The 20,849-nt window shown below is 67.2% G+C and carries 17 protein-coding genes and 1 riboswitch; of the genes, 13 read left to right on the forward strand and 4 right to left on the reverse strand.

Annotated features, from left to right (window positions below; all coding sequences use genetic code 11):
- Positions 1-19: 19 nt before the first annotated feature.
- The gene (locus AZH51_RS11965) at positions 20-304 is read left to right on the forward strand and encodes a hypothetical protein (protein ID WP_291524577.1); all 285 of its coding nucleotides are present in this window, start codon (positions 20-22) and stop codon (positions 302-304) included.
- 50 nt (positions 305-354) lie between these two features.
- Positions 355-678, forward strand: a complete 324-nt coding sequence (locus AZH51_RS11970) for a DUF3349 domain-containing protein (RefSeq protein ID WP_291524578.1) — start codon at positions 355-357, stop codon at positions 676-678.
- 21 nt (positions 679-699) lie between these two features.
- Here AZH51_RS11970 and AZH51_RS11975 read toward each other — a convergent pair whose 3' ends face one another.
- Both AZH51_RS11975 and AZH51_RS11980 read right to left on the reverse strand, forming a co-directional pair.
- Positions 700-1,671, reverse strand: a complete 972-nt coding sequence (locus tag AZH51_RS11975; RefSeq protein WP_291524581.1) for an NADPH:quinone oxidoreductase family protein — start codon at positions 1,669-1,671, stop codon at positions 700-702.
- Between the two features lie 12 nt (positions 1,672-1,683).
- Positions 1,684-2,442, reverse strand: coding sequence for an SDR family oxidoreductase (locus tag AZH51_RS11980; protein ID WP_291524583.1), 759 nt, complete (start codon positions 2,440-2,442; stop codon positions 1,684-1,686).
- 68 nt (positions 2,443-2,510) lie between these two features.
- Between AZH51_RS11980 and serA the strand changes: the two genes are divergently transcribed.
- Positions 2,511-3,707 carry a phosphoglycerate dehydrogenase gene (gene serA / locus AZH51_RS11985; RefSeq protein WP_291524585.1) on the forward strand — a complete coding sequence of 399 codons (1,197 nt, stop codon included), beginning with the start codon at positions 2,511-2,513 and terminating at the stop codon, positions 3,705-3,707.
- Here the strand turns inward: serA and AZH51_RS11990 are convergent.
- Positions 3,611-5,167 (reverse strand): cytochrome P450, encoded by a 1,557-nt coding sequence (locus AZH51_RS11990; protein ID WP_291524588.1) that lies wholly within the window; start codon positions 5,165-5,167, stop codon positions 3,611-3,613. The genes serA and AZH51_RS11990 overlap by 97 nt on opposite strands.
- Positions 5,168-5,268: 101 nt before the next feature.
- Between AZH51_RS11990 and AZH51_RS11995 the strand changes: the two genes are divergently transcribed.
- The 5 genes from AZH51_RS11995 (at position 5,269) to AZH51_RS12015 (ending at position 10,560) form a co-directional block, all read left to right on the forward strand.
- Positions 5,269-5,793 (forward strand): hypothetical protein, encoded by a 525-nt coding sequence (locus tag AZH51_RS11995; protein ID WP_291524590.1) that lies wholly within the window; start codon positions 5,269-5,271, stop codon positions 5,791-5,793.
- Between the two features lie 7 nt (positions 5,794-5,800).
- Positions 5,801-7,087: a DUF445 domain-containing protein gene (locus AZH51_RS12000; protein WP_291524592.1), complete on the forward strand. Its 1,287-nt coding sequence runs from the start codon at positions 5,801-5,803 to the stop codon at positions 7,085-7,087.
- A 53-nt stretch (positions 7,088-7,140) separates the two neighbouring features.
- A riboswitch (SAM riboswitch) is annotated at positions 7,141-7,262 on the forward strand.
- 51 nt (positions 7,263-7,313) lie between these two features.
- The gene (locus AZH51_RS12005) at positions 7,314-8,633 is read left to right on the forward strand and encodes a bifunctional o-acetylhomoserine/o-acetylserine sulfhydrylase (RefSeq protein WP_291524594.1); all 1,320 of its coding nucleotides are present in this window, start codon (positions 7,314-7,316) and stop codon (positions 8,631-8,633) included.
- A gap of 73 nt (positions 8,634-8,706) precedes the next feature.
- The gene (locus AZH51_RS12010) at positions 8,707-9,558 is read left to right on the forward strand and encodes an LLM class flavin-dependent oxidoreductase (RefSeq protein WP_291524596.1); all 852 of its coding nucleotides are present in this window, start codon (positions 8,707-8,709) and stop codon (positions 9,556-9,558) included.
- 138 nt (positions 9,559-9,696) lie between these two features.
- Positions 9,697-10,560: a serine protein kinase RIO gene (locus tag AZH51_RS12015; protein WP_291524598.1), complete on the forward strand. Its 864-nt coding sequence runs from the start codon at positions 9,697-9,699 to the stop codon at positions 10,558-10,560.
- A gap of 21 nt (positions 10,561-10,581) precedes the next feature.
- Here AZH51_RS12015 and AZH51_RS12020 read toward each other — a convergent pair whose 3' ends face one another.
- Positions 10,582-12,297 (reverse strand): HNH endonuclease signature motif containing protein, encoded by a 1,716-nt coding sequence (locus AZH51_RS12020; RefSeq protein ID WP_291524600.1) that lies wholly within the window; start codon positions 12,295-12,297, stop codon positions 10,582-10,584.
- Between the two features lie 254 nt (positions 12,298-12,551).
- On the opposite strand from AZH51_RS12020, the gene AZH51_RS12025 reads away from it, so the two are divergent.
- From AZH51_RS12025 to hrpA, 5 genes are read left to right on the forward strand one after another with little or no spacing between them, the layout of a single operon-like run.
- Positions 12,552-13,178: a TetR/AcrR family transcriptional regulator gene (locus AZH51_RS12025; protein ID WP_291524602.1), complete on the forward strand. Its 627-nt coding sequence runs from the start codon at positions 12,552-12,554 to the stop codon at positions 13,176-13,178.
- On the forward strand, positions 13,175-14,449 hold the full coding sequence (locus AZH51_RS12030) for an MFS transporter (RefSeq protein WP_291524604.1): 1,275 nt from the start codon (positions 13,175-13,177) through the stop codon (positions 14,447-14,449). Before AZH51_RS12025 ends, AZH51_RS12030 begins: the two co-directional genes overlap by 4 nt.
- Positions 14,446-15,660 carry an alanine racemase gene (locus AZH51_RS12035; protein ID WP_291524606.1) on the forward strand — a complete coding sequence of 405 codons (1,215 nt, stop codon included), beginning with the start codon at positions 14,446-14,448 and terminating at the stop codon, positions 15,658-15,660. Before AZH51_RS12030 ends, AZH51_RS12035 begins: the two co-directional genes overlap by 4 nt.
- On the forward strand, positions 15,657-16,976 hold the full coding sequence (locus tag AZH51_RS12040) for a D-arabinono-1,4-lactone oxidase (RefSeq protein WP_291524608.1): 1,320 nt from the start codon (positions 15,657-15,659) through the stop codon (positions 16,974-16,976). The genes AZH51_RS12035 and AZH51_RS12040 overlap by 4 nt, the downstream gene beginning before the upstream one ends.
- Before the next feature lie 40 nt (positions 16,977-17,016).
- Positions 17,017-20,841 carry an ATP-dependent RNA helicase HrpA gene (gene hrpA, locus AZH51_RS12045; RefSeq protein ID WP_291524610.1) on the forward strand — a complete coding sequence of 1,275 codons (3,825 nt, stop codon included), beginning with the start codon at positions 17,017-17,019 and terminating at the stop codon, positions 20,839-20,841.
- Positions 20,842-20,849: the final 8 nt, after the last annotated feature.

The raw sequence follows: 20,849 nt of genomic DNA on the forward strand, positions 1-20,849 counted from the left end.
GACCCGGAAAGGAACGGTCATGGACTTTGCAGAGATGGCGCAGTCAGCGCTCAAGGTGCTCCTCGCCGGCCTGGTTTTCGGGGCCGGTCTGCCGGCGATCTTCGCGGTCGGCATCCGGTTGCAGTCGGCCGGTGAAGGCGACATCGCGGCCGACGGAACCGTGATCCGCCCGAACCCGGTCGCCAGGGTCGGCGCATGGATTGCGTTCGGGATCGTCCTCGTGGCGGTCGTGATCGGCATCCTGTGGATCACCCAGAAGAGCCTGCACCACTACCTGGGTATCGACATCTTCGGTACCCACTGATCCGGTAGCACTGACGCCACACCACGACCTATCGAAGACGAGGACAGTACATGGAACGCCCCGCTCTCCTGGCCCGGATCCTGCATTGGCTACGCCAGGGGTACCCCGAAGGTGTCCCGCCCAAGGACTACTCACCGATCCTGGCGCTGCTGCGCAACGAATCGTTGACGGACGAAGAGATCGACCTGATCGTGTCCCGGTTGATCGAACAGAACGCGATGGCACACGCCGACGGGCCGATCAGCGTGGTGGACACCAAGGTGGCCATCACGCACTACACCGAGGAACTGCCCTCAGACGAGGACGTCAAGCGGGTACAGGCGCGCTTGCTGGAGCACGGCTGGCCGTTCGACGAGGCCAGCCACATCGCCTGACCGGTCGTCGCGGATCGGCCCTCAGCGGGTCGGATCGAGCAACAGTTTGCCGGTGACGGTGCGCGTGCCCAGGCGGCCGATCGCCGTACCCGCATCGGACAGCGGCAGCACCTGATCGATCGGGGGATCGATCGCGCCGGTCCCGGCCAGGGTCATCAGCTGGTCCCATTGGGCACGTACGACGTGCGGCCGGCTCGCCCAGTAGGCGCCCCACCCGACGCCCACCACTGAGACGTTGTTGAGCAGCAACCGGTTGACCTTCACCTGCGGGATCTCGCCATGGGTGAAGCCGATCACCAACAGGCGGCCCAGGGTGGCCAGCGAGCGCAGTGAGTCGGTGAAACGGTCGCCGCCCACCGGGTCGACGATGATGTCCACACCGCGACCACCGGTGAGGTCCTTCACGGCCGCCAGGAAACCGTCCGCTGCCACCACCTCGTCCGCGCCGGCCGCGCGTGCGACCTCACCCTTCTCCGGCGTCGAGGTCACCGCGATCACCGTCGCGCCGGACGCCTTCGCGACCTGGATCGCGGCGGTGCCGATACCACCGGCAGCCCCGTGCACGAGCACCGTCTCGCCTGCCTGCAGGCCGCCGCGCTGTAACAGACCGAACAAGCAGGTCAGGTAGTTCATGGGCAGTGCCGCAGCCACGTCGAACGACATGTCGTCCGGCAGCGGGAAGACGAAATCGGTTGACGCTGTAGCAAACTCGGCGAACCCGCCGAACCCCGGGAAGGCGGCCACGCGATCGCCGGCAGTGAATCCGGAGTCAGCAGGTGCTGAGACGACGGTCCCGCTGACCTCCGCGCCGGGCACGAACGGCAGATCGGGTCGGATCTGATATTCGCCGCGCGTCAGCAAAAGGTCCGGGAAGCTGACTCCGGCCCGCGCGACCTGAATCAGGAGCTGGCCGTCGGGCGCGGTGGGCTGCGGCAGGTCGACGATCTCGACCGCTTCCGGGCCGTCGAGACGAGTGACGTGTACAGCGCGCATGGATCAGGCTCCTCAGGTCAGGCGGCGCACCACGGACAGTGGCGCGTGTTTGATCACTTCACCGATCGGCACCCACGGCCACGGTGGCACCAGCGCCTTGGCCTTGCGCGCCTCGATCGCGGCAACCATGGCCCGCACACCGGTCTGCGTGTCGACCATCATCTTCTGCTCCTGCTCGACCTTCTCGTTCATCTCCGAGCGTATGTAACCCGGGTAGATGGTCGAGACGTCGATGGACAACTCGGGCCGGCCCATGACCTCCGAGCGGATGCCCTCGGCCAGTGCGGCAACGCCGGCCTTGGTGGCTGCGTAGGTCGTCATGGCGCGTCGCATGCCGCGCAGCGCCGAGACCGAGGAGATCACCACCAGGTGCCCGGTCTTCTGCTCCCGGAACACCTGCATCGCCGCCTCCATCTGGGCCAGTGCCGCAACGAAGTTGGTCATCGCGGTCTCGCGGTTGGCATCGAACCGGCCGGTGCCGATGGGCGCACCCTTGCCCAGGCCGGCGTTGACGATGAACCGGTCGAGGCCGCCGAGCCCGTCGGTGAGTTCGGTGGTGGCGGTGAAGACGTCGTCGTTGTCGGTCACATCCAGAGCCCGCACCAGGATCGTGCGGTCTGGATGCGCGGCCAGGATCTCCTCGCGCAGTTGCTCCAACCGGTCGGTGCGGCGGGCGGTCAGGCCCAGGTCGTGGCCCTTGGCCGCGAACTGACGGGCCATCTCGGCACCCAGCCCGGAACTGGCTCCGGTGATGATCGCGCGAGTCGGCATAGCTGCACCGTAGTCAGATAGCGGACCTGCGGACCGAAGCGGCCCGCCCATGCGGGACAATCGCCGATGTGAAAGCGCTGCTGTTGGAGAACGTTCACCCGCTGGCCGAGCACATCCTCAAGGAAGCCGGGTTCGAGGTCGAGACCCACGCCGGAGCCCTTGACGAGGACGAGTTGATCGAGGCGTTGCAGGGCGTCCAACTGCTGGGGATCCGGTCCAAGACCGAGGTCACCGAGCGGGTACTGGATAGCGCCCCGGACCTCTACGCGATCGGTGCCTTCTGCATCGGCACCACCCAGATCGCCAAGAAGCACGCCGCCGGCCGCGGGGTCGTCGTCTTCAACGCACCGTTCTCCAACACCCGCAGCGTCGTGGAGCTGGCGATCGCCGAGATTATCGTGATGGCCCGCCGCCTGACCGAGAAGGACAAGGCCCTGCACGAGGGGGTCTGGAACAAGGACGCCACGGGTGCGCACGAGATCCGGGGCCGGGCGCTGGGCATCGTCGGCTACGGCAACATCGGCAGCCAGTTGTCCGTGGTCGCCGAGATGCTGGGTCTGAAGGTCTACTTCTACGACAGTGACGACAAGCTCGCGCTGGGCAACGCCACCCGGTGCGGCAGCCTGGATGAGTTGTTGGAGGTCGCCGAGGTCGTAACTCTGCACGTCGATGACCGCAAGGGCAACGCCGGTTTCTTCGGGGCTGAGCAGTTCGCCAAGATGCGTCCGCGCTCGCTCTTCCTGAACCTGTCGCGCGGTTTCGTCGTCGACTACGACGCGCTGCGGGAAGCGTTGCTGTCCGGGCACATCGCCGGTGCGGCGGTCGACGTCTTTCCCAAGGAGCCCAAGAAGCGCGGCGATGCCTTCACCTCACCGTTGCAGGGCATCCCCAACGTCGTGCTCACCCCTCACGTGGGCGGCTCGACCGAGGAGGCGCAGGAGGACATTGGCCGGTTCGTCGCGGGCAAGTTGCGTGACTACATCCAGCGCGGCACCACCACCCTGAACGTCAACCTGCCCGGTCTGTCGCTGCCGCCGCGCTTCGGTGGCAAGCGGATCCTGCACCTGCACCTGAACGTTCCCGGCGTGCTGGGCAAGGTCAACAGCCTGCTGGCCAAGCACGAGGTCAACATCGAGGGCCAGGCCCTGAACACCGCCGGTGAGATCGGCTACGGCGTGACCGACGTGGCTGAGCTGCCGCGGGCGGCCGTGGCGGAGTTGCTGGCGATGCCCGAAACCATCCGCTTGGCCATCATCGACGGCTGATCAGCCTGGTCCGGTTCCCCGTCCGCGTCCGGCTGGGAGCCGCCACTCGGCGTACGCCGGGTGAGGGCCAACCGGAAGTCCTCCGGCATCAGGGTGAGCCGCTCCGAGACCTTCAACCGGTACTGCGGATCGGCACTGAACTCGTAGCGGTGCAGCAGGCGGGCGAGCACGAGCACGGCTTCGTGCAACGCGAACTGCCTTCCGATGCAGGCACGCTCGCCGGTGCCAAAGGGGAAGTAGGTGTGCGCCGGCCGCGACCTGACCTGCTCCGGCGTGAAGCGGTCGGGGTCGAACCGCGACGGCTGCGGCCAGATATCGGGGTCCCGATGGATCGCGGCGGCCAACACCATGCACTGGTCCTGGGTCGTCATCGGCCACTGCCCGGCCAGCATCGTGTCCTCGCGGGCACCGCGCACGAAACCGGGTGCCGTCGGCCACAACCGCAGTGACTCGTCCAGGACGCGGCGGATGTAGCGGAACTTGGCGATCTGTTCGAAGGTCGGCTCCGCGTCGGGGTCCGCCCCGAGGATCTGGTCGGTCTCGGCCTGTGCCCAGGCCCGCACGTCGGGGTTGGTCGCCAGGTAGTAGAGCGTGAATGACAAGGCGCCAGAGGTGGTTTCGTGACCTGCGATCAGGAAGGTCAGGATCTGGTGACGCACGTTGCGTAGGTCGAGTTTCTCCCCGCTGGCCTCGTGCTCCGCGTTCAGCATCAGTCCGAGGAGGTCCTTCTCCGAGCGGTCCCCGGAGGCGACGCGGGCGGCGATGATCTCATCGAGCACGGTGTCCAGATACTCCCGGTTGCGGTCGAGCGTCTCCTGGTTGCGGCGTAGGAGGAATTTCGCCAGGGGAGCGCTGGTCAGGAATCCGCGGCGCTGGGCCGCGGCCAGCGCGTCCACCATGGAGGTCACGAACGGGTGCACCTGCTCACTGGTGAACGACCCGAAGTCGGTGCTGAACGACGTACGACCGATTGTCTCCAGCGTCATCTTGGTCAGCCACGGCGAGACATCGACCGGGCCATCGATGGTGTCCCAGGTGTCGGTGAGTTCACGGCAGACCTCCAACATCGTGCCGTGGTAGGTCTGCATGGCCGGCCGGGTGAACGCCGGGCGCAGGAGGTCATGGGCCAGTTGCCAGTTGGGTTCGTCATTGAAGGCGGTGAACAAGCCGTCACCGGCCAACTGCCGCAACGTGATCAGACCGGGGGCGAGCCGTTTCTCGAAGCGGGACTCATCGCACAGTTCCGCACCGACCAGACCGCTGCGGACCAGCACCAGTTTGGTGTTGAAGAGCTTGATCTCGACGATCGGATCGGTGAAGTCGGCGAGAACCTCGACCGCCCGTTGCACCGGGCGGCCGCGGTGTCGGCGGATCATCGTGCCGAAGTCGCCGATCACCGGCCGACGGTGCGGCGGATGCGGAAAGTCGACCCGCTCGAAGTTCATCGGTCGTGTGCTCACGTCCTGGCTCCCGGAAGTCTGGTTTACGACAGGTGTAGTGGAGTGTAACCCCAGTCACATCGCCTGCGGCTGGGGTGCCGACGGTGCCGCATACTGAGCGCGTGAAGGTGTTCTTCTTCCTGGCCCTCGTGCTCATCGTCGGTTTCGGCTGGTATTTCGTCAAAGGCAAGGTCACGCGCACCCATGAGCAGGTGCGCGACCGGGCGCTGGAGGGCGGTTTCGGCCGGGCGATGACCGCCGGGCCGGCGACCAAGCACCTGGACATGATGGGCCGCACCCTGACGTTGGCAGCCGAGCCGGAGCGCACCGGCAACCTGATCGCGAGTACGGCGATGGCGGACGCCCGCGTGACCGACGTACGTCCAGCGGACAAGGCTCTGGTCATTGAGATCGACGGGTCCTATCCGGTGGTGCGGGCGCACCTGCTGCCCGATCGCACGGTGGTGGGCGTGGAGTCGTTCAACTGGGAGATGGGCTTTCCGCAAGGCGGGCAGGTCTGGGACCGGCTCGCCACAGCGATCACCAATACCGCTGCGCATCAAGGCATTACGGTGGCCGAAGGGGCCAGGGAGTTTGTCAAGGACGATGCCGTACTGGACCGCGAGGTCTGGGCGGTCAAGAGCTGAGGAAGCAATGAGCACGACTGACACGGCACCACCTCGCAGCGCACCGTCCGGCCCGATGCTGGACTCGGCGGGGGACGCGCGACGGCGTGCGGGGCTGCGCCGGATGCGCCTGGTGGCGACGGGTCTGCTGGTTCTTGCCGCCATCATCTTCGTAGCGACCCACGGGCACGGCGGCGTCTGGGGTTACGTCAACGCCGCCTCCGAAGCGGCGATGGTCGGTGCCGTGGCCGACTGGTTCGCCGTCACCGCACTCTTCCGCCATCCGCTCGGACTACCCATCCCGCACACCGCGATCATCCCCGAGCGCAAGGACTCCATCGGGGAGAACCTCGAGGAGTTCGTGACCGAGAACTTCCTGACCGCCGACAACGTGCAAGAGCGTCTGGCCGGGGCGCAGGTGGCCCGCCGGATCGGGGAGTGGCTCGCCGACCCGGCCAACGCCCGGCGGGTAGTCGACCAGTCCGCGCCGGCGCTCGCCCGTGCGGTGGGCGACATCAAGGATGAGGACGTCAAGGGTCTGCTCGATCGGGTGCTGTTGCCCCGGATCGCCCGCGAGCCGGTCTCCGAACTGCTGGGCACGCTGCTGGAGGGCATCGTCGACGACGGATCGCACCATGGTCTGGTCGATCTGACCGCGCGGGAACTGCACGCCTGGGTCCGCGACAACCGCAACAGCGTGACCTCGATCATCTCCGAGCGGGCTCCGTCGTGGACACCGCGGTGGCTGGACGACACGGTCTCCACGCGGTTGCACACCGAGATCGTGAAGTGGCTGGAGGACATCCGCGACAACCCGAATCATCCGGTCCGCGGCGCCCTGGACAACGTGCTGCGGCAACTGGCCGACCAGTTGCAGCATGACCCGGACACCATGCAGCAGACCGAGGCCCTCAAGGTCCGACTGCTGTCGCACCCGAACGTCTCCACGTCGCTGCTGTCGTTGTGGAAATCGGGCCAGAGTGTTCTCGTGGAGGCGCTCAACGACCCCGACGGCGACCTGCGCGCCCGGTTGGCGCGGTTGATCAGTGACACCGGCCAGCGGCTGGTGACCGATCCGGAGCTGCAGGCCACGGTGGACCGCCGCATCAGTGAGGTGGCCGGTCACCTGGTCTCGACGTACGGGCGCGAGTTGTCCAGTGTCATCTCCCAGACGATCGAGCGCTGGGACGGCAAGGAGGCCTCCGACCGGATCGAGTTGCACGTCGGACGCGACCTGCAGTTCATCCGGATCAACGGCACCGTGGTGGGTGGCCTGGTGGGCCTGCTGATCTACACGGTGTCGCAGTTCCTCTAACCGTTATAAGAGACGGTTATACATTTCCAAGGGTTGGGTGTAGTTTCGCCGCAGGTCATGAGCGCCAGCGACAAGCCCCGGCTTGCTGGCCGGCAACCCTCCTCCGCGGTGGGGTGCCCCGGGTGAGGACCTGGCCTGATCGCCCGTACGTCGGGTGACCAGGCAAGCGCGGACGACCCGTGAGCGTCCGCACCAGTCAGATATCGGACACCCGGAAAGGTTCGTCATGAGCGACACCCCCAACTGGTCCTTCGAGACCCGCCAGATCCACGCCGGTCAGAGCGTCGAGCCGACGACGCAGTCGCGTGCGTTGCCGATCTACCAGACCACTTCCTACGTCTTCAACGACACGACCCAGGCGGCGAACCTGTTCGGCCTGAGCGAGTTCGGCAACATCTACACCCGGTTGATGAACCCGACCAACGACGTCGTCGAGCAGCGGATCGCCAGCCTGGAGGGCGGCGTCGGCGCTTTGCTGACCGCCTCCGGACAGGCCGCCGAGACCCTGGCCATCCTGAACATCGCCGAGGCCGGTGACCACATCGTCTCCAGCCCGGCGCTGTATGGCGGCACGTTCAACCTGCTCAAGTACACGCTGAAGAAGCTGGGCATCGAGACGACCTTCGTGGAGGACGCCAGCGACATCGAGCAGTGGCGCGCGGCGATCCGTCCGAACACCAAGCTGTTCTACGGGGAGACCATCGCCAACCCCAAGCAGGAGATCCTCGACATCGAGGCAATCGCCGCGGTGGCGCACGAAGCCGGGATCCCGCTGGTCGTCGACAACACGGTCGCCACGCCGTACGTGCTGCGCCCGATCGAGTACGGCGCCGACATCGTCGTGCACTCGGCCACCAAATACCTTGGCGGACATGGCACGTCGATCGCCGGCGTGATCGTGGACAGCGGCAACTTCGACTTCGGCAAGGACCCGGAGAAGTTCCCGAACTACAACACGCCCGAGGAGAGCTACCACGGTCTGGTCTACGCCCGTGACCTCGGCGTCGGCAGCCCGCTGGGCGCCAACCTGGCCTTCATCCTCAAGGCGCGCGTGCAGTTGCAGCGTGACATCGGTGCCCCGCTGGCGCCGTTCAACGCATTCCTGATCGCCCAGGGCATCGAGACTCTCAGCCTGCGGGTCGAGCGGCATCTTGAGAACGCGCGCAAGGTCGCCGAGTGGCTGCAGACCCAGGAGCAGGTCAAGGAGGTCCTGTGGGCCTCGCTGCCGGGCAGCCCGTACCACGACCTGGCGCAGAAATACACGCCGCTGGGCTCGGGTGCGGTGCTGTCCTTCGAGATCGAGGGCGGGGTCGACGCTGGCAAGAAGTTCGTGGACTCCCTCGAACTGTTCTCGCTGGTCGCCAACATCGGCGACGTGCGGTCGCTGGCCATCCACCCGGCGTCCACGACGCACAGCCAGGGCAGCGACGAGGACCGTCTCGCCGCGGGTGTGACGCCGGGTCTGGTGCGACTGGCGGTCGGCCTGGAGCACATCGACGACATCATCGCCGACCTGGACCAGGGCTTCCGGGCCGCGAAGGTCTGAACGAGTCGACGACGCGGCACCCCGGCTCCCGGCCGGGTGCCGCGTTGTCGTACCCGTGCGGTAGGACGGACCCATGAAGTACGGCGTGGTGGTGCCTTACGCGACCGAGCTCGAGTTCGTCGACGCGGCGGTGCTGGCCGAGCAGCACGGCTGGGACGCGGTCTTCGGCTGGGAGGCCGTCTACGGGATCGATCCGTGGGTGCAATTCGCCGCGGCGGCGATGGTCACCACACGGATCAGGTTCGGCACGCTGCTGACGCCCGCGTCGCGGCACCGGCCGTGGGATCTGGCGTCCAAGGTCGGATCGGTCGATCGCATCTCGGGCGGGCGGACGACGCTTGCGGTGGGTCTGGGTGCACTGCACGACGGCTGGTTGGCGTACGAGGAGGACGAGGGTCGGTCGGCCAGGGCCCGGAAGCTCGATGAAGTTCTCGCCGTCTATGCCGGACTCCTTACGGACGCAGCAGCTTTCAGCTTTTCGGGCGAGTACCTCCAGGCCCGGCCGAACTCGTTCAATCTGCCGCCAGCGACTCCCCAGCGGCCGCACCCTCCGGTGTGGGTGGTCGCGGCGCCGACCCCGGGCGGCGGACGGCAGCGATCGTTGGAACGCGCTGCTCGCTGGCAGGGGGCGATACCGGCGATCCCGCACGCCGAGGGCGAACCGAAGCGGGTCACGGCCTTCGCCGACGTGGTGAGCGATCTGCGTGCGTTGCGGCTGGACGCCGGGCTGCCGTGGGAGGGCTACGACGTTGTCCTCGAAGCCGATTCATGGGGCTCGTTCACGGCGTTGGAGCCGGCTGATCAGCAGGCGTGGGCCGATGCGGGCGCGACCTGGTGGATCGAGAGCTGGTGGGACCTGCCGGAAGGGCCGGACGGTTTGCAGGAGGTCCGGCGCCGGATCGCCTGCGGTCCACCGCCTGCCTGACCCGGCGTTAAATCAGTGGCAACCCCCGCCGTGACTCTGGCACGGTGGGTTTTGTCGTATCCGGTCGCAGATGAGGAGGTCCAGCCATGGCTGTCCGTCGGCTTGCCCGCCACCCCTTCTTCTGTGATCGGAATACCCTTGAATCGCAACGAATCCCAGCCCGCCGCTGAGGCGAGCGTCCTTCACTTCCCGCAACACCTCGACGTACCCGACCTCGAACCCGGCCAGCGCTGGTCGACCTGGCGGCAGATTCCTGCCCTGTCCCGCGGTCCGGCGCCGTGGCCGGACTGGCTGGTCACCGACGATGAGTCCATCGACACCGAACTGGGCATCCTCAAGACCGGCAAGGAAGCTGACGTCTTCCTGGTCGAACGCTCGAATGTGACTGGGCCGCCTAAGAATTGCCGCCTGGCCGCGAAGCGGTACCGCGACCAGCAGCACACCTCGTTCAACCGCACGACCGACTACACCGAGGGTCGGGGGATCGCTCGCAAGGGTCACCGGGAGCGTCGCGCGCTGGCCAAGAAGACGTCCTTCGGCAAGCAGCTGGCCGCGGGCCGGTGGGCGCTGGCCGAGTGGGAGTCGCTGGTGCGGCTTTTCGAGGCCGGGCTGCCCGTGCCGTATCCGGTGCAGATCGACGGCACCGAGATCCTGATGGAGCTGATCACGCATCCGGACGGTTCGCCGGCGCCGCGGCTGGCCGCGCTGCGCGTGGCCTCTCGGACGCAACTGGCGGACCTGTTCGATCAAGCGCGTAGGGCGCTGATCACGTTGGCGGGTATGGGCGTTGCGCACGGCGACCTCTCGGCGTACAACCTGCTGGTTGCGGGGGAGCGGTTGGTGATCATCGACGTCCCGCAGACCGTCGACGTGATCGGTAATCCGCACGGGATGGACTTCCTGCACCGGGACTGCCGCAACGTGGCGACCTGGTTCGCCGGCAAGGGGCTCGCGGTCGACGGCGATGAGTTGTTCGGTGAGGTCGCGGCCCACGCGTGGTGACGGTGTCGGGCGTCGGTTCGCTCAGTCTCCGGGACTCGTGATGTAGGTGCGGCCGGTGGGGCTGGTCCAGGTGCACACGCCGGTGGGGGACATGACCACTTTCCAGCCGCCTTCGTGTTTGGCGCGGTGGTGGTGGCGGCACAGGCATTGCAGGTTGCTGGCGGTGGTGTCTCCGTCGGGGTAGCGGATGACGTGGTCGATGTCGGACAGTTTCGCGGGTCGGGTGCAGCCGGGGAAGCGGCAGTGTTGGTCGCGGGCTTGGACGAACCGGGCCAACCTCGCACCGGGCCGGTAGGACCGGTCACCGGTTTCCACCACGACACCTGTTGCAGCGTCGGTGAGGGCGCGGGACAGTTTCACGCCGAGTAGGTGGGTCATCTCCACGATGCTGTCGGCGGGGATCACCCCGACCCGCGGTAACAGCAGGTCACTGATCGCACGGGATTCGGCGGGGACGGTGTCGGTGAGGGTGGGTGTGGTGCGGTACCTCGTGAGGTGACCGCAGCTGGTGTTGTCCGGGTCGGGCACGTGATCACACCCTGGTGGACTAGCGCTTGGTGCATCCGGTGGACCGGTTCGTGCCTGCAGTTCCGTGGATCCACTGGCGATGGCGTTGAGTTCGGCGAGTTCGGCATCGAATAACGCTCGTAGTTCTTCATCCATCAGGTCGCGGCCGTTGAACGGGACCAGCCCTTCGGCGCGCAGGTCCTGCTCGATCAACGCTTCATGGGCCAACAGGGATGCCTCGATGAAATCCAGGCCATCGAACAGGTCCTCGCCGAGGTCACCCGCGAACGGGTCCGCCCAGTCCTGGACAGCCGGAACCGCTGGTTCTGGGGTGTCGATCGGGATCAGGAACGTCAGCTGCGTGTCGACACCGACCCCGGCCAGCGTCAGATCCGTGAAGGCGTCGACCCGGCACTCCGCCAACGTCTTGTCCGTCGTGGTCACCGAATGCAAGTCGCGGGCCAACTGGTCGATCGCGGCCATCAGTTTCGCCGCCTCCAACGTCGGTAACACCGCGGTCAGTTCCGACAGGCCCGGTTCGTGATGCTCCCGCACGAACACCCCCACCGCCGAACGACGCCGTGCTTGGGCTGCCGCATCTGCTCCGATCGGGTCCAGGCGCACCCGTAACCGGCGCGCCTTCGCCCGCAGTTTCGCTGCGGTGGTGGCCTCGGGGTCACCGGCCAGGACACGATCTTCCACCGCGGCGGTGACGTGCTCGGGGGCGCCATTGGTCACGTCGGCGACGACGGTGGCTTTGAACGGGTCCAACCCGCCGGCACCGACCCGGTCCAACAACCGAGGACAGCGATCGAGGGTGTCGATGGCGGCGCTGATCCGGTTGCCGGCTTGCCGGTCCGACCACCCCAACCGGGTGGATAGTTCCAGGGGGATCCATTCATCGACGTACGACCCCGGCTCATGCCGCACCTCCCGCGAGATCAGTCGGGGCAGAGCGTCTTCGACCGGGTTGGGGTCCTCGCGGTGCTCGATCGCCGCCGCCTGCGCGATCCGATGCGTTTGCACACCCCACGCGCAGTTCTGCACCCGCTGCGCGAGCTGGACGTCGGCCAGCAACGCATCCTCAGACAGGTCCGAAACGTCTTTATCGACGCGGTGATACGCGACCCGCAACAACTGCTCCGCAGCCGCTAACAACTGCGACATAGAGGCGTCCAGAACCGCTGATTCACGGAGCATTGATGAGCTCTCAGCGGGGGTCGCGGACATACCCCCAGTGTACTGGTGTTCGACACCTGTATCCAGGTTATGCACAGCTAACATTCAGAAATCTCGCCCGGGCTAGATCGGCACAGGCAGCTACGCAGACGCGCGACTTATCGACAGATGCGCGGGTTACAACCCGCGCAACTGTCGACAACCCGCGCGGATGCGAACGCCAGATGCGACGAGGTCTTGGCAAGAGTGCTGCGGATCACCTAATCTCCGTGAAGTTGGTCAAGTGACCAAGACAAGGGGTGAACGTGACCAGATACACCGTGGCCGAGCGCCGCGAACTGCTCATCCAGGCGACGCTGCGGATCATCGCCGCCGACGGCGTACAGTCCGCCACGACCCGGGCGATCTGCCGTGAGGCGGGGATGGCGCAGGCCAGCTTCCACTACGCCTTCCGCAGCCGGGACGCGTTGTTGGCTGCCGCCGTGCAGTACGCCCTCGACGATGACGTCGAACGCACCGCGGACGCACTCATCGGCGTACTGCCGGAGGAGACCGACCTGCCCACTCTGGTGCACAACTGCCTCGCCGCCTACGTCGAGTCGGTAATTGCCGATCCGAACCGGGAGCAGGCCGTCCTCTCACTGATGGGATACGCGCGCAGCGTGCCCGACCTGCAGCCGATTGCCGAGCAGACCTACCGCAAGTACTACGAACTGGCCGCCAACGCACTGCAAGCAGCGGCAGATCTCACCGGTGTTCCGTGGCGCACCGACGTCACCGACCTCGCTCCGATCGTGATCGCGGCCACCGACGGTATAACGCTGGCCTACCTGAGCACCCGCGACCGGGAGGTCGCCGAGCTCATCGCCCGGTCCGCCGCACAGACGCTGATGATGCACGCGGCCGTTCCGGCCGATGAGGTGCTGGGTTGAGCACGACCGAAGAGCAACCGCAGGTCGTGACCGGAAAGGTCAGCAACCGGTGGATCAGCCTCTTCGCGATCTCGTGGCTGGGTATCTGGCTGGCCCAACTCACCCCGTTCCAGCTGACCCTGCCCGAACAGGTCAACGACCTGCTCGGGCTGGATGGCAACAACCTGGCGGAGAGCCAGTGGCACCGCAGCGTGATCGGGTTCGGGATCGTGTCCGGCATCTCGGCGATCTTTGCGCTCATCGCCTTCCCGGTCGCCGGGTCGCTGTCGGACCGCACCACGGGCCGCCTCGGCCGCCGACGTCCGTGGATCTTCAGCGGTGTCGCGCTTTTCGCAATCGCCCTGGTACTCATGGGTTTCCAGCACACCTGGGTGGGCCTGGCCATCTGTTGGTCACTGGTCATCACCGGGTTCAGCGTTGCGTCGTCCGCGCTCACCGCCCTGATCAGTGACCAGGTGCCCGTCTACCAACGCGGTGTGGTGTCCAGCTGGGTATCCGCGCCGCAGGCGCTCGGTGTCGTCATCGGCGTCGCGCTGGTCTCGCTGCTCGGCCTGTCGCCGATACCCGCCTACCTGCTGGTCGCCGTACTCCTGATCGCCTGCACGCTGCCCTTCGCGCTCTACCTGGACGATCCGCCCGTCGGTGACCACGGATTGCCGTCCTTCAACCTGCGCTCCGTGTGGGACGAACTCTGGATCTCCCCGCTGCGTGAACGTGACTTCGGCTGGACCCTGCTCGGCCGGATCCTGGTCAACATCGGCAACGCGCTCGGGACCTCACTGCTGTTCTTCCTGCTGCAGTTCGGGCTGCACGTCGCCGACCCGGCCGACAAGGTGCTCACGCTGACCCTCGTCTACACCGTGTGCGTCGTCATCGCCGCTCTGGTCAGCGGCCGGCTCAGTGACCGGCTGCGAGTCCGTAAGCCGTTCGTGCTGGGCGCCGGTGTGCTGCAAGGGTTTGCGGCGATCGTGATCGCGATCCAACCCACCCTGACGAGTACGGCGATCGCTGCCGGCCTGCTTGGTGCCGGCTTCGGCTGCTTCCTGGGTGTCGACCAGGCATTGGCGACGCAGGTGCTGCCTGACGCCGCCACCACGGGCAAGGACCTCGGGATCATGAACATCGCGATGGCTGTGCCACAGGCCCTCGGGCCGCTGATCGGCGCCTTCGTCGTGGCCTGGTTCGGCGGGTTCACCGCGCTCTACATCGCCTCCGCCGTCTTCGGGATCCTCGGGGGATTAAGCGTCCTGCGCGTGCGAGGTGTGCGATGAGCCGGCCGGCGGGGGACTGGGCGCGCATCGACGCGGCGGTGCGGGCGCACGGCGATGGCGGTGCCGTGGTTGCGCTCGACCGTGCAGCCTTCCTGACCAACGCCGCCGATCTCGTACGCCGAGCGGCCGGCACCCCGATCCGGGTCGCCTCCAAGTCGTTGCGGGTGAGGTCCTGCCTCGAAGAGGTCCTCGCTATGGACGGCATCGCTGGCGTCCTTGCGTACGACCTCGCCGAAGCCCACTGGCTCGCAACGGAATCCGGGGTCGAGGATGTCCTGATGGGTTACCCCACGGCGGACGTTCCAGCCATCCAGGCCCTCGCCACCGACGAGGTCGCGAGGGACCGGGTCACGCTACTGGTCGACTCGGCGGCACAACTCGATCTGCTCACCGAGGTCATCCCGCACGGTGTCGCGGTGCGCGTCGCGATCGACCTGGACGCCTCCTTCGACGTGCCGGTGTTGGGCCGTCTGGGTGTGCTGCGATCACCTGTCCACACGGCTGACGCCGCAGCGACACTGGCCCGGGAGATCGCGACACGGCCCGGGCTGCGACTGGTCGGCGCGATGTCCTACGAGGCACAGGTTGCCGGGGTCGGGAACGAACTGCCCGACGGCGGTGTGACCGCACGGCTGAAGAACGCCGCGATCGCCGCCATGCAGCAACGCTCGATGGCCGAGTTGATCCCACGACGGTCCGCCGCGATCGCCGCGATCCGTGAAGTCGCTGATCTGGAGTTCGTCAACGGTGGCGGAACCGGTTCCATCGAGGTGACCGCCGCCGACCCATCGATCACCGACATCGCTGCTGGCAGTGGGTTTTTCGGCGGTCATCTCTTCGACGGATACGCGCACTTCCAACCGCGAGCGGCGATCGGGTTCGGTCTGCAGGTCGTCCGTCGCCCGGGCCCGGGCGTCGTCACCTGTCACGGCGGTGGCTGGATCGCGTCCGGTCCGCCAGCGGCCGACCGATTGCCGCTGCCGGTGTGGCCGGCCGGCCTTCAGTATGCGCCGAGAGAAGCAGCTGGTGAGGTTCAGACCCCGCTGCTCGGTGCCGCCGCCGACACGCTGGAGATCGGTGACCGGGTGTGGTTCCGCCACACCAAGTCCGGTGAGATCGCCGAGCACGCGAACGAGGTCCTGGTCGTGGAGGGCGACGAAGTCGCTGAAGTCGTTCCGACCTACCGAGGTGAGGGGAAGTGTTTCCTATGAGTTCGAAAACGGTTGAGCGACAGACGGTCTGGCGCAACTGGGGCCGAACCGAGCAGGCCCGGCCGAACGAGGTCGTCTCCCCTCAGAGCGTCGACGAACTCGCGCAGCTCGTGACGCGCGCACAAGCGGACGGGCGTCGCGTCAAGCCGGTCGGCGCTGGCCACAGCTTCACCGGGATCGCCGTCGCACCTGACATCCAGATCAGCATGGAGCGGATGCGGGGGCTGGTGTCGGCCGACGAATCGACCGGTGAGGTGACGCTGCGAGCGGGCACCCACCTGTTCGAGATCCCCGGTTTGCTGGCACCGTACGGACTGGCCATGACCAACCTTGGCGACGTCGACCGCCAGACTATCTCCGGCGCGACCTCCACCGGAACCCACGGCACCGGAGGCCAATTCGGTGGTATCGCAACGCAGATCACCGGGGTCCGCTTGATCGACGGGCACGGCCGCGACGTACACGTCGCCGCTGGCGATTCCCGGCTGGCCGGCGCCGCGCTCGGTCTGGGCGCCCTCGGCGTGCTCACCGAGATCACGCTGCGTTGTGTCCCCGCCTTCAAGATGCGGGCGGTGGAGGAGCCAGGCACCTTCGAGAACTCCGTGTCCGGTTTCGCCGACAACGTCGGCAGTACCGATCACCACGAGTTCTACTGGTTCCCGCACACCGACGTCACGTTGACCAAGTTCAACACCCGGCTCGGCCTTGATGAGCCGGACACCGGACCGTCCGCCGTACGCCGATGGGTCGACGACGAGTTGCTGGCCAACAAGTTCTTCGGTGCCCTGTGCTCGTTCGAATCCCGGGTGCCCTCGGTGACCCCGGCCCTGAACCAGGTGTCGGCCCGGGTGCTGTCGGCGCGGCAGTACGTCGCACCCGCCCACGAGGTGCTGATCTCCGCGCGCAACGTGCGGTTCCGGGAGATGGAATACGCGATCCCGATCGAGGCCGTGCCCGATGCCTTGCGGGAGGTCCGCGCGATGATCGACCGCCGCGGTTACCGGGTCAGCTTCCCGGTCGAGGTGCGGGCGGCCGCGGCCGATGACCTGATGATCTCGACTGCGTCCGGTCGGGCCAGCGGATACATCGCCGTGCACCGGTACGTCGGCGACCGACCGGACAGCTACTTCGACGACGTCGAGGCGATCATGGTGGCCCACGAGGGCCGACCGCACTGGGGCAAGATGCACACCCGGGACGCCGCCTACTTCGCCGGTGTCTACCCGCGTTTCGGTGAATTCCTCGCGCTGCGTGACCAGTTCGACCCCGACCGGGTGTTCGCCAACGACTACCTGACGCGGGTGCTCGGCGAATAAGAATGGGGGAGTAGCGCCCACTGTTTGGCAGGATAGGCGGGTGGCGAACGCAGGTGACCGGGCCGCCGCCCGTCAGGCAGTGGTCCTGCCCCCGCTGCGCTACCCGCCGGACCTACCCGTCTCGGCCGCGCGGCCGGAGTTGCTGGCGGCCATCCGCGACCACCAGGTGGTGGTCATCGCCGGTGAGACCGGGTCGGGCAAGACCACCCAGATCCCGAAGATGTGTCTGGAACTGGGGCGCGGCCGCGTGGGCATGATCGGCCACACCCAGCCCCGCCGGATCGCCGCTCGCTCCGTCGCTGCCCGGCTCGCCGAGGAACTCGGGGTGGAACTGGGCCGGGAAGTCGGTTGGCAGGTGCGCTTCACTGACCACACCAGCCCGCAGACCCTGGTCAAGGTGATGACCGACGGCATCCTGCTCGCCGCGCTGCAGGGGGACCGGGATCTGCGCGCCTACGACACGATCATCATCGACGAGGCCCACGAACGCTCGCTGACGATCGACTTCCTGCTCGGCTACCTCAAGCAGTTGTTGCCGCGCCGCCCCGATCTGAAGGTGATCATCACCTCAGCCACCATCGATCCGCAGCGGTTCGCCGAGCACTTCGCGGCCCCCGGTCGTCCGGTGCCGATCATCGAGGTGTCCGGCCGCACCTACCCGGTGGAAGTGCGATATCGCCCCCTGGTGCGCGAGGTCCCCGGGCGCGGCGCGGATGCCGCTCCCGTGCTGGTGGGCGTCGACCAGATCACCGGGATCGTGGACGCCGTGGAGGAGTTGTGGACCGAGTCAGCCGGGGACGGCGGCCCGCAGGACATCCTGGTCTTCTGCTCTGGCGAGCGTGAGATCCGCGATGCCCGTGAGGCTTTGGAGGGTCTGGGACTCCCTGGTACGACGGTGCTGCCGCTCTTCGGGCGGCTGGCCGTGGCCGAGCAGCAACGGATCTTCGCGCGCAGTGACCAGCGTCGGATCGTGGTGGCCACCAACGTCGCCGAGACCTCGCTGACCGTCCCCGGCATCCGATACGTCGTGGACACCGGCACCGCGCGTATCTCCCGTTACAGCCAGCGGACCAAGGTGCAACGGTTGCCGATCGAGCCCATCTCCCAGGCCTCCGCCGGTCAACGGGCCGGCCGCTGTGGACGATTGGCGGATGGCATCTGTATCCGGCTCTACAGCGAAGAGGACTTCCTGGCCCGGCCGGAGTTCACCGAACCGGAGATCCTGCGGACCAACCTCGCGTCGGTCATCCTTCAGATGGCAGCCCTACGGCTGGGCGATATCGAACGTTTCCCGTTCGTGCAGGCACCGGACTCCCGGCAGATCGCCGACGGCCGCCGCCTCCTGCAGGAGTTGCAAGCGATCTCCGCCGACGGCCGGCTGACCAGGATCGGCCGGGTCATCGCGCGGCTGCCCGTGGACCCCCGATTGGCCCGGATGCTCATCGCGGCCGACCAGGAAGGCGCCCTGCGCGAAGCCCTCATCATCGTGTCGGCTCTGTCGATCCAGGACCCCCGCGAACGGCCGCAGGAAGCCCAGGCGCAGGCCGACCAGTCGCACGCCCGGTTCAAGGACGACCAATCCGACTTCATCGGCTACCTGAACCTGTGGAACTACCTCAAGGATCAGCAGAAAGCTCTGTCGCACAGTGCCTTTCGCCGGATGTGCGGCCGGGAGTTCCTGCACTACCTGCGGATCCGCGAGTGGCAGGATCTGCATACCCAGGTGCGGGACGCCTGTAAGCAGCAGGGCCTGCGCGCGCACCGCGGTCACGCGGCCAGCCCACTGCAGATCCACCAGTCGCTGCTGCCCGGCCTGCTGTCGCACGTCGGTCTTCGCGAACGCACCACAGGCGACTACCTGGGCGCGCGCGGAGCACACTTCTCGATCCAGCCCGGGTCAACGCTGTACCGCAAGCAACCCGACTGGGTGATGTCCGCCGAACTGGTCGAGACCACCCGGCTGTGGGCCCGGGTGAATGCCCCCACCGACCCCGCCTGGGTGGAAGCCGCCGCCCAGCACCTGGTCAAGCGCAGCTACTCCGATCCGCGCTGGGACCGTAAACGAGGCAGTGCGGTGGCCGACGAGCGGGTCACGCTCTACGGCATCCCGTTGGTGGCCAGCCGTCGGGTGGGCTACGGCGCCATTGATCCCGAGATCTCGCGCGAACTGTTCCTGCGGCACGGACTGGTCGAGGGCGACTGGGACAGCCCGCACCGGTTCCTGCGGGACAACCACCGGTTGGTGGAGCAGGTCGCCGCGTTGGAGGACCGGACCCGGCGCCGCGACCTGCTGGTCGGCGAGGACGAACTGTTCGCGTTCTACGACCTGCGCGTGCCCGAAACCGTCGTGTCGGGAACCGATTTCGACCAATGGTGGAAGTTCGAGAGACAACGCAATCCGGACTTGCTGACCTTCACCGAGGACTTCCTGCTGCGCGACGAAGCCGGCCCGGTGGACATCACCGACTACCCGACCACCTGGCGCCAGGGCGAGTTGGAGTTGCCGCTGACCTATCAGTTCTCACCCGGCTCGGACGCGGACGGTGTCACGGCGCACATCCGGCTGGAGCAGTTGAACCAGGTGCAACCCGACGGCTTCGACTGGCTGGTCCCCGGTTTACGTGAAGACCTGGCGGTGGCGCTGCTGCGGTCCCTGCCAAAGTCGTTGCGCCGCAACTTCGTTCCCGCCCCGGATTTCGCGCGCCGTGCCCTTGCCCGGGTCGAGCCCGGACCAGAACCCTTCGCCGAAGCGCTGGCCGACGCGTTGCACGCTCTGACCGGTGTCGACGTGCGCGCCGCCGACTTCGACCTCGGCGCCGTTCCGCCGCACCTGCGGATGACCTTCCGGGTCGAGCGGTCGGTGCCCCGACGACGTGGCCGCCCGCGCACCGAGAAGGTCGCCGAGGGCAACGACCTGGAAGCGTTGAAAGCCTCACTGGCCGGCTCGGTGCGCGACGTCGTCGCACAGGCCGGAGCGTCTATCGAGCAGACCGATCTGACCGGCTGGACCTTTGGTGAGTTGCCCGCCGAGTTCGAGCACACCGTGAACGGCCTTGCGGTGCAGGGGTTTCCGGCGCTCATCGACGACGGCTCCAGCGTTTCGCTGCGGGTCCTGCCCAGTGCGGCCGGGCGGGATCAGGCGACGGCGCTGGGTCTGCGACGGTTGCTGTTGCTGAACACCACCCTGCCGTGGAAGCAGATCCTGGGCGCGTTGAGCAACACCCAGCGGCTGACGCTGGCGACCGGACCGTACGCCGACCTCGACGCCCTGCTCACCGACGTGGTGGCCGCGGCGATCGACAACATCGTTGCGACGCGGATGCCGGATGGGCGGGTGCGCGATCAGGCGCAGTTCGAACAGGCGCTGCTGCTCGTGCGCCAGCACATCGTGCCGACCGTGCTGGAGATCGTGGCGCTGCTGGTGCCGATCCTGCAGGCTGCGCAAGAGGTCACGCTCGCGCTGGATCGGATGACCGGAGCGGCCGTGCAGGACCTGGTCGCCGATGTCCGTAGTGAACATGCCGCTCTCATCGCCCCGGGTTTCGTCAGCCGCATCGGGCTGCCGGATCTGGCGCAAGTGCGTCGGTACCTTCTCGCTATGAAGGAGCGACTGGACAAAGCACCGGGCGATCTGCGGCGGGATGCAGAGCGTGCCGCCACGATCGCGCAGGTCCTGGCAGAGCGGGACCTGATGGTCTCCCGGTTGCCGGCCGATCGGCGTACGGGAGCAGACGTCCGGGCGATCGACGCGATGATCCGGGAGTTGCGGGTCAGTCTCTTCGCCAACCGGTTGGGCACGGCCTACCCCGTCTCGCCACAGCGGATCTACAAGGCGATGGACAAGGTGGAGGACGCCGCGCGCTGACTACGCTT

The organism is Branchiibius sp. NY16-3462-2, assembly GCF_001594145.1.
Classification (GTDB): domain Bacteria; phylum Actinomycetota; class Actinomycetes; order Actinomycetales; family Dermatophilaceae; genus Branchiibius.

Excerpts from the sequence above, each read along its gene's own strand:
- AZH51_RS12005 (WP_291524594.1), top strand. The coding sequence starts at position 7,314 with ATGAGCGACACCCCCAACTGGTCCTTCGAGACCCGCCAGATCCACGCC.
- AZH51_RS12010 (WP_291524596.1), top strand. The coding sequence starts at position 8,707 with ATGAAGTACGGCGTGGTGGTGCCTTACGCGACCGAGCTCGAGTTCGTC.
- AZH51_RS11980 (WP_291524583.1), bottom strand. The coding sequence starts at position 2,442 with ATGCCGACTCGCGCGATCATCACCGGAGCCAGTTCCGGGCTGGGTGCC.
- AZH51_RS12020 (WP_291524600.1), bottom strand. The coding sequence starts at position 12,297 with ATGTCCGCGACCCCCGCTGAGAGCTCATCAATGCTCCGTGAATCAGCG.
- AZH51_RS12035 (WP_291524606.1), top strand. The coding sequence starts at position 14,446 with ATGAGCCGGCCGGCGGGGGACTGGGCGCGCATCGACGCGGCGGTGCGG.
- AZH51_RS12000 (WP_291524592.1), top strand. The coding sequence starts at position 5,801 with ATGAGCACGACTGACACGGCACCACCTCGCAGCGCACCGTCCGGCCCG.
- AZH51_RS11975 (WP_291524581.1), bottom strand. The coding sequence starts at position 1,671 with ATGCGCGCTGTACACGTCACTCGTCTCGACGGCCCGGAAGCGGTCGAG.
- AZH51_RS12040 (WP_291524608.1), top strand. The coding sequence starts at position 15,657 with ATGAGTTCGAAAACGGTTGAGCGACAGACGGTCTGGCGCAACTGGGGC.
- AZH51_RS11970 (WP_291524578.1), top strand. The coding sequence starts at position 355 with ATGGAACGCCCCGCTCTCCTGGCCCGGATCCTGCATTGGCTACGCCAG.
- AZH51_RS11965 (WP_291524577.1), top strand. The coding sequence starts at position 20 with ATGGACTTTGCAGAGATGGCGCAGTCAGCGCTCAAGGTGCTCCTCGCC.